Source organism: Planktothricoides sp. SR001, from assembly GCF_001276715.1.
Lineage (GTDB): Bacteria > Cyanobacteriota > Cyanobacteriia > Cyanobacteriales > Laspinemataceae > Planktothricoides > Planktothricoides raciborskii.
In genome coordinates, this window is record NZ_LIUQ01000065.1 from 21,441 (window position 1) to 29,743 (window position 8,303).

The window sequence follows — 8,303 nt, forward strand, 5'->3', positions numbered from 1 at the left end:
TCCCTTTTGACGATTCCTGATATGATTCAGATATTATTCTGATATGATTCTGCTATAATATTTAATAATTTACAATAGTTTCTAGATTATTTCTCCCAATTCTGTGCCAGAAAACTTTAGACTCATTATTGACCTTGTAACCGTTTTAGCGGTGGCCGCTGCCGGGGGACTGTTGGCGTCTGCGCTGCGTCAACCACCATTATTAGGATATCTCCTAGGGGGGATGATCGTTGGGCCGGCAAGTCTGGGATGGATTAAAGAATTTATTCAAGTGGAAACCTTGGCTCAATTTGGTGTGGCGTTGCTACTGTTTGCTTTGGGAGTTGAGTTTTCCTTTGCCGAACTGCGAAAGGTAAAAGCGATCGCCCTCGGTGGAGGTAGCTTACAAATTGGCTTAACCATTGCCGTCACCACTTTGATTTCCTTGAGCTTAGGCTGGGTACTCGAACCAGCCCAGGGGGTATTCCTGGGAGCCATTCTGTCCCTGTCTTCCACAGCGGTGGTACTCAAGTGCTTGATCGAACGCAATGAGACGGAAACCCCCCACGGTCAAGTCATGCTGGGGATTTTAGTCGTCCAAGACCTTGCCTTGGGTTTCATGTTGGCGGTATTACCGGCTTTGGACGAACCGGCAGAAGCCATTGGTATGGCGCTGCTTAACGCTTTACTGAGAATTGCCCTGTTTGCGGGGGGGGCGGTACTGGCGGGCATTTTTGTCGTCCCCCGCTTGTTGCGCTTACTGGCTAAAACCGAAAGTCGCGAATTATTTTTGCTCGGTGTGGTGGTTTTGTGTTTGGGCATTGCCCTGTTGACGGAACATCTGGGATTTTCCATCGAAATGGGCGCTTTTGTGGCCGGTTTGATGATTTCCGAGGTGGAATACGCGGATCAAACCCTAACTTATGTTGAACCCCTGCGAGATATTTTTGCCGCCCTCTTCTTTGTCTCCGTGGGAATGCTGATCGATCCGATCTTCCTGTGGAACCATCTGGAATTGATTTTAGGATTGGTGGCTTTGGTGTTGGTGGGTAAATTTTTGATTACCACCCCGTTAGTGATGATATTTGGTTATTCCCTGAGAACGGCGTTGTTAGTGGGTTTGGGATTAGCCCAAATTGGGGAATTTTCTTTTGTGCTGACAGCGCGGGCTTTGGGGTTGGGGCTGGTTTCCCGTCCGGTGTATTTGTTTATTTTAGGGACAACCGCTGTCACCTTGATGGTGACGCCTTTGTTGTTAAAGTTAATGCCCAAACTCCTGGACTGGGCCGAAACAGTCCCCTGGTTCATGCCCTATTTTGACCAAACCGGGACAATTTTGGGGCGATCGGAGGATCTGCCCGGAGAAAATCACGTGGTGGTTTGTGGCTATGGGCGCGTGGGTCGTAAGGTGGTGCAGTTGTTGCAAGCCCACAATTATCCCGTGGTGGTGATTGATTTGTCGGAAGCGGCGATTCAAGAGTTACGCAGCGATAGTACACCGCACCGCGAGAGCGATAGTGCATCCGCACCGCTTCGCGATCGCATTCCTTATATTTATGGCAATGCCGCGAGTTTGCACGTGCTGGAGTCAGCGGGAGTCCGTCATGCTAAGGCAATGGCGATCGCCCTGCCGGATTCCATGAGTACCAGGCTATGTCTGAAGCGTTCCCTAGAATTATCCCCCGACTTGGATATCGTCGTCCAAGCCAACCAAGAAGAAGATATCGAACTCCTCTATCAACTCGGTGCCCGTGAGGTTGTCCAGTCAGAATTTGAAGTCAGCCTGGAATTATCCACCCATTTATTGCTGACCGTGGGATTTTCTCTCAGTGGCATTCAACGAGAAATCGGCAAAATTCGCAGCCATCATTACGAAGGCTTACGCTCATCCCTAACTGCCTCGGAAGTTTCCCGACAGCTTAAAGCTGCCACCCAAGACATGAATCCCAAATGGCTGGATTTGCCGGAAGCGTCGCCATTAGTCGGGATGACTTTGACAGAGGTGGATTTGCGCCGCCTGACTGGAGTCAGTTTGATGGCCATTCGGCGGTCATCGAGGGAAGAAATCGACTATCCCAATGGGGAGACGCTTCTGTTAGAGGGCGATCGCCTCTTATTAATCGGAACACCGGCAGAAATCAGTACCTTTAGTCAACTGGCATCGGGAGAAATTGCCGTCGAGAGCGAAAGCCGGTGTTGCCAATGGTTAAGAGTGCCACTAGGCAGTCCGATGGCAGGGGAAACTCTAGCCAATCTGGATCTGCGGCGAAAATACCAGATCCAAGTATTTGCCATTCGCCGCGAGGGGCATTTCATCCAATTTCCTCACGGCGATATGACAATTCAAGCAGGGGATCTGCTATTTCTGCGTGGACGATTAGCCGATCTGAAGCAAATTCAGCTTTCACTATTGTCCCGGTATTGATAGCCACTGAAAATCCTTTAGTGATGGTGACAGCAGTCAGTCAATCATTGAAGAACGAATCTAAAGCCACTGCGGTTCCCCGCCTTCCCGGGGACAGGTTTGGGGTCTCCCCAGGTAGAGAAGCCAGTGCGGTGAGCCAGTGTGGTCTTGGGGGTTTCCCCCATGAACAACTGGCGAACCATGAACGGGTCTTGGGGTCTCCCCAAGTAGAGCAAGTGGCGCCAAGTGGCGTCAAGTGGCGTCAACTGGCGTCAACTGGCGTCAACTGGCGTCAACTGGCGTCAACTGGCGCCAAGTGGCGTATGAATCTGGGGAGACATCTGGGATCGAACATTCAGCAGAAGAATAAGCTGGAACCCCATTAGTCCATAACCCTGTACCGCCATCCGGGTTTAGGGTTTCGGCTTCATATAAACAATTGCTTGTCGCCAAACAATGGTTTTTTGATCGTAGTGATCCAGAATGCAGATGCACTCCATATCTTGCCAAAAAATCTTGCCCACCAAGAGATCGTCCGTCACCAATTTGAGTTCTACCTCTTTTTTATCGGTGATTAACGATTGGATTTGGCGAATGCTAGGGAGACTGGTATCAAAGTCAGGCATAATCAAATTGATCCAATGAATGTGTACTATTTGCGATCGATTGTGGTGTATTCAGGGTGGTTAACCCTCCTTGATTCCCTGTTTAAACTAGCCATTGACATGGCAATCAGCAATATTGTGAATAAACAAGGCTATGACTATTGAGTTTACTAAATACCACGGGTTAGGAAATGACTTCATTTTGATTGATAATCGCCAATCAAGTGAACCCATTTTGACGGACGTTCAAGCGGTACAACTGTGCGATCGCCATTTTGGGATTGGGGCTGATGGGGTAATTTTTGCACTACCGGCCACATCCCCAGATGCCGACTACAAAATGCGGATTTTCAACTCCGATGGTTCGGAACCGGAAATGTGCGGCAATGGCATCCGCTGTTTAGCTCGGTTTTTGGCGGATTTACAAGCCCCAAGCCGTACCCCACAGACCTATCATATTGAAACTCTGGCCGGGATGATTACCCCGCAAATCCAAGCCGATGGCCAAGTCACCGTTGACATGGGAGTTCCCCGGTTAACCGCCGCAGAAATTCCCACCACCTTGATGGAAGAAGACTGTCGGGTGATCATTCAACCCTTGGAAGTCGCCGGTCAAACTTGGAAGGTGACTTGCGTCAACATGGGCAATCCTCACTGTATTACCTTTGTGAATAATGTAGCGGAAATTGCCCTAGAAAGCATCGGCCCACAATTTGAGCATCACCCCATCTTTCCCCAGCGCACCAACGTCGAGTTTGTTCAAGTGGTCGCACCTGATTACCTGAAAATGCGCGTCTGGGAACGGGGGGCGGGAATTACTCTCGCCTGTGGGACTGGGGCTTGTGCCGCCCTGGTGGCCGGATTCATTATAGGTCGGTGTGAGAGAAAGGCGACCATTGAATTGCCCGGTGGCTCATTAGTCATTGAATGGTCAGAATCTAACGAAAGAATTTACATGACCGGGCCAGCACAAAGGGTGTTTACTGGCAAACTCTCTTAACCAGAGCTAGTTACACCAAATTACATAATCATGTTAAGTGTTGAAGATGCTGACCCACCGATCATTATCTTTAATGATGATTGATGGGCTGGCACCATGAAATCAATCAGGTAATCCCAATTAAACTAATCAACAAGAGGAAATTTTCATGGGTGGAGGCATTTATCTGATCGACGACGACGATCGCCTAGTGGAAATGACAGAAAAAGCTTATGACTCGGAAGATCAACTTCAAGAATTATTGGAAAAATATCCCAATATTTTAGCTGGAGATCAAATCGATCGGGCGACTCCGAGACGCTGGTTATCGATTAATCGGGAATCAGCCATTGCCCCAGAAGAAGATGGGGTAGATCGGTGGAACTTGGATCATTTATTTATCGATCAAGACGGCATTCCCACACTGGTTGAAGTGAAGCGCAGTCGCGATGCAGAAATGCGGCAAAAAATGCTGGGTCAAATGATTGACTATGCGGCCAATGCTTTAATTTACTGGCCTTTTGAGTCCATTGTGACCCAGTTTGAAGTCAACTGCCGCGAAGTCGGTCGAGATCCAGAACAAGTCTTTGAAGAGTTTCTCGGTGAAGATGCCAACGAAGAAGGGTTTTGGAGTCAGGTAAAAACCAATCTCCAAGCGGGCAAATTTCGCTTAGTTTTTGTTGCCGATGAAATTCCTGGGGAACTGCGACGAGTGGTAGAATTCCTGAACGAACAAATGGATCCTACGGAAGTTTTGGGGTTGGAAATTAAGCAGTATCTCAGCGAAGATGGCCAGAGAACGTTAGTCCCCCGATTAATTGGTCAAACTGCCGGTGCCCAACAGAAAAAATCCAGTACCACGCGGGAAAGAAGACAGTGGGATGAGAGTTCTTTCTTTAAAGAATTTAAGGCAAGACAAGGCCGAGAAGAGGCGGAATTAGCCAAAAAACTTTATGATTGGATTCGCCAAAAACCCGAAGTGGAAATTCACTGGGGACGCGGTGGTGCTTATGGCGGATTTGCCGCCAAATTTGCCCCAAAAGGGCGAAAATCTACCCCCTTATTTACGGTGGGAATTTCGGGAGAATTTTTAATTTCTTCTAGCAGTTATGCCGCTCAAACCCCGTTTGACGAGCCGGAAACCTGGTTAGAGTTGCGATCGCGCATGAGTGCGATCGGTTTAGCCCTGCCCATGAATGCCACCGAAACCCGCTTACCCAATTTTCGCTTGTCTACGTTGCAAGATGAAACAGCTTTACAGCGGATTTATGAAACCTTTGAATGGGTGATTCAGGAAATTAAATCTGCCTAATTCTGCATCATTATTTAAGTAAGAGAAAAGCCGAATGACTTGCTTTTAATTTGGCGTCAGGGTTGCTTCAATGGACTTGATTATATCTATAAAATTATTGAATCAAAATTGTCATGCTTTTCTTTTACTTGAATAATTTTCGCTTAATCGTTGGAAAAAATATCTCTCAATTACCTGCGCGATCGCTAAATTATAGACATACAAAAAAATTAATAATTTATAGAAGACTTATAGAATAATTAGGGTGAGCATTCACCACAAAAAATAAAAACCCTTTAAAAGGTTCCTTTGTCTAATTTTTATAATTGATAATTTCTTATTCATCAACCCATTGATTAAACTTGTGATACAATATAATTAAACCATAGATACGAATTTCAGACAAATGAAATAACAAATCACCAAATACCAACAAAATACTAAGAACATCAGTCAACCCCTAAGCGGAGGTCAATATGCTGGCAGAAACTCTCCCAAAATTAATCACATTGGAAGAATTTTTTGAACAATATCCAGACGGATACGGTCGTTATGAATTACGCAATGGAGAAATTTTTGAAATGCAGCCTACAGGAACCCATGAACAAGTTGCCGGTTTTCTCGCACTGAAGCTAGGCGTACAAATCGATCGCCTAGAACTGCCTTATATCATTCCTCGACAGGCGATCGTGAAACCCGTAGACACAGATAAATCCGGGTATAATCCCGATGTGATCGTCCTAGATCAAACCGCTTTAGCCGATGAAAACCTCTGGAAAAAACGCTCCACCATTACTCAGGGGAAAACCATCAAACTGATTATAGAAGTAGTCAGTACCAATTGGCGGGATGATTATGGATATAAATTAATTGATTATGAAGCCCTAGAAATACCCGAATATTGGATTGTGGATTATTTAGCATTAGGGGGCAAACGATATATTGGCGACCCCAAACAGCCTACTTTGTCCGTGTATCAATTAATCGATGGGGAATATCAAGTCCAACAATTTCGCGGGGAACAGCCGATTATTTCCGCCGCATTTCCTGAATTAAAGTTAACCGCTCAAGAAATTTTTGCCGTAGCCGATTAAATAATAAAAAATCTCACCGTAAATCTCACCGTAAAAAATGATTAGGGGGGCAATTGCCCCCCTACGAATTTGCTTATTCGAGTTCCTGAATCACCGCTTGAATGCCATTGCGATTGAGAGTATCAACTATTTGATTAGCATTTTCGGCACTGTTAAACACACCAACCTGCATCACAGTTCGACCATTCAAGATGGTACGAAATGCTTCAGGAACCACCGATCGCACCCGGTTTTGTTCTCTGGCAGTGGGCGCATCAACAGTCACCCGATACCGTAAACCTAATATTTGAATGCGATTTGCTGGAACTGGTGGACCTTCACCAGGGGGATTCACGTTAGACGCCACAGGTTGTGACGCCGATCCAGCATTGCCAATCGGCGCGTTGCCATTGGGCACCGGCAATAACACGGGCAAACTGTCACCCCGATTTCCCGGACTGGGAATAGAACCGGAAGGGGCTGGAGGTACATTACTGGTTCTCGGAGGCGGCACCGGAATATTAATCGGTTGCTCAGAAGTGGGGACAGGAATCGGGGTTTGTGTCGATGGGGCGGAAGATCCTGTGGGTCGAGGATTTTGTCCCGGTGTTTGAGTGGGACGCGGAAATGAATCGGCGCCGGAAGTTTGACCAGAGGTGGGCCGATTGGGCAATGGGGCCGGGGTCGGTCGCGTTGGGGTCGGTCGAGTTTGGGTTGGTCGAGGAGTTTGCGCCACTGGTCTTGGAGAATTGGCGGGATTGACCACCCCCGCGAGATCGATCCGTCCGGCTGTCCGATTCCCGGTCATCTCATTGCCAAAAGCAGAAATAATTTCTTTAGCCGCTTCCCCATTAATGTCATATTGGCGATTATTGCGGAAAATATTTCCCCCCGGTTGCCCGGAAGAACCCAGGTCAGGTAAGGCATTAGAAATGGCCACAATGCCATCCCGTTCATTGCCTTCAATGATGTTATTCCGCAACACAGGTCGAGCGGATCCTTGGACGACCAAGCCATCTTTGTTAAACCGGATGCGATTGCCCACCAATACGGGCGCGGCTTGTTCAACTACGTTAATGCCGAATCCGGTTCTTTCAAAGGAGTTTTCCCGGACTTCTGGTTTGGCGGTGCCGTGGATGGTCATCCCGTTGGCGCCATTTTGGACGAAGTTATTCTCACGAATCACGGGGGCAGCGTTACCGGCGACAAATATTCCGTCTTGGGTGTTGCCGGTAAAAGTGTTGTTGGTGATGGTGGGACTGGTGGATTCAATCCAGAGGCCATAACCCCGCCGATTCGGATTGGTGATGGTGACTCCCGTTAGGGTGGCTTTTTCTGCGGCGATCGCGGTGACATTTTGCGCGGCGACGGTCCGACTAATGTAGGAGCCACCCCCCTGGATGACTACGCCGTTGCCGTTGCGTTCTGGGAGTCCCGATAGGGTGACGTTTCGCTTGAGTTCTAAGGGAAATGTTTCCCCGGTTTCGGCACTGTAGGTGCCTGGGGCTAAAATAATGGTGGTGTTGGCTTGGGCTACCCGCAGGGCATGGGTAATGGTTTTATAGGGTGACTGAAGGCTTCCCTGGCCTTCGCGATCGCTTCCCCGATCAGGATTGACATATAACTGGTTGGCGGTTGACGGCGCTTGAGCCAGTATATTGGACATGGCTTCTGGTGCGTTTGGGGTTTGAGCCATAGTTGGCTCAGGGGATAAAGCGAAGCAAACACCAGTTGCCAGTAATAGATGGCCGATTCCCTTCGCGATCGCACCGGGAATCCCATAGTGGTAGCGAGTCGCACCACATATCAACGTCTCAGTCAGTCGCGTTGACTTTTTAGTTTTGTTTACTGAACTCACAATTTTACCGATACTTTTTTGCTAACATTTGCTAACAAACACATAAGTTGAGATACTCTCTCAACCAAGGCGTATCAACCAATGCACGAAGAAAGATCCCTCGCGCACCATTTA

At 47.8% G+C, this 8,303-nt stretch carries 7 protein-coding genes; 5 read left to right on the forward strand and 2 right to left on the reverse strand.

Annotation, left to right across the window (positions count from 1 at the left end):
• Positions 1 to 103 precede the first annotated feature (103 nt).
• Positions 104 to 2,404, forward strand: a complete 2,301-nt coding sequence (locus AM228_RS25210; RefSeq protein WP_054469680.1) for a cation:proton antiporter — start codon at positions 104 to 106, stop codon at positions 2,402 to 2,404.
• A 392-nt stretch (positions 2,405 to 2,796) separates the two neighbouring features.
• Here AM228_RS25210 and AM228_RS25220 read toward each other — a convergent pair whose 3' ends face one another.
• On the reverse strand, positions 2,797 to 3,009 hold the full coding sequence (locus AM228_RS25220) for a hypothetical protein (protein ID WP_054469682.1): 213 nt from the start codon (positions 3,007 to 3,009) through the stop codon (positions 2,797 to 2,799).
• A gap of 15 nt (positions 3,010 to 3,024) precedes the next feature.
• Here AM228_RS25220 and AM228_RS36435 point away from each other — a divergent pair, with 15 nt between their 5' ends.
• The 4 genes from AM228_RS36435 to AM228_RS25235 all read left to right on the forward strand — a co-directional run bounded on the left by AM228_RS36435 (position 3,025) and on the right by AM228_RS25235 (position 6,352).
• The gene (locus AM228_RS36435) at positions 3,025 to 3,153 is read left to right on the forward strand and encodes a hypothetical protein (RefSeq protein WP_255353265.1); all 129 of its coding nucleotides are present in this window, start codon (positions 3,025 to 3,027) and stop codon (positions 3,151 to 3,153) included.
• A complete protein-coding gene (dapF, locus tag AM228_RS25225; RefSeq protein WP_054469683.1) occupies positions 3,143 to 3,988 on the forward strand; it encodes a diaminopimelate epimerase in 846 nt (281 codons plus the stop codon). The genes AM228_RS36435 and dapF overlap by 11 nt, the downstream gene beginning before the upstream one ends.
• 148 nt (positions 3,989 to 4,136) lie before the next feature.
• Complete coding sequence (locus AM228_RS25230) at positions 4,137 to 5,279, forward strand: hypothetical protein (protein ID WP_054469684.1); 1,143 nt, start codon at positions 4,137 to 4,139, stop codon at positions 5,277 to 5,279.
• A 455-nt stretch (positions 5,280 to 5,734) separates the two neighbouring features.
• A complete protein-coding gene (locus AM228_RS25235; RefSeq protein WP_054469685.1) occupies positions 5,735 to 6,352 on the forward strand; it encodes a Uma2 family endonuclease in 618 nt (205 codons plus the stop codon).
• Between the two features lie 73 nt (positions 6,353 to 6,425).
• Here AM228_RS25235 and AM228_RS25240 read toward each other — a convergent pair whose 3' ends face one another.
• Positions 6,426 to 8,189, reverse strand: a complete 1,764-nt coding sequence (locus tag AM228_RS25240; protein WP_156332049.1) for a DUF1565 domain-containing protein — start codon at positions 8,187 to 8,189, stop codon at positions 6,426 to 6,428.
• Between the last annotated feature and the right edge of the window lie 114 nt (positions 8,190 to 8,303).

What these genes read in the sequence shown, in the direction of transcription:
- AM228_RS25220 (WP_054469682.1), bottom strand. Translation starts at nt 3,009, where the DNA reads ATGCCTGACTTTGATACCAGTCTCCCTAGCATTCGCCAAATCCAATCG.
- AM228_RS36435 (WP_255353265.1), top strand. Translation starts at nt 3,025, where the DNA reads ATGAATGTGTACTATTTGCGATCGATTGTGGTGTATTCAGGGTGGTTA.
- dapF (WP_054469683.1), top strand. Translation starts at nt 3,143, where the DNA reads ATGACTATTGAGTTTACTAAATACCACGGGTTAGGAAATGACTTCATT.
- AM228_RS25230 (WP_054469684.1), top strand. Translation starts at nt 4,137, where the DNA reads ATGGGTGGAGGCATTTATCTGATCGACGACGACGATCGCCTAGTGGAA.
- AM228_RS25235 (WP_054469685.1), top strand. Translation starts at nt 5,735, where the DNA reads ATGCTGGCAGAAACTCTCCCAAAATTAATCACATTGGAAGAATTTTTT.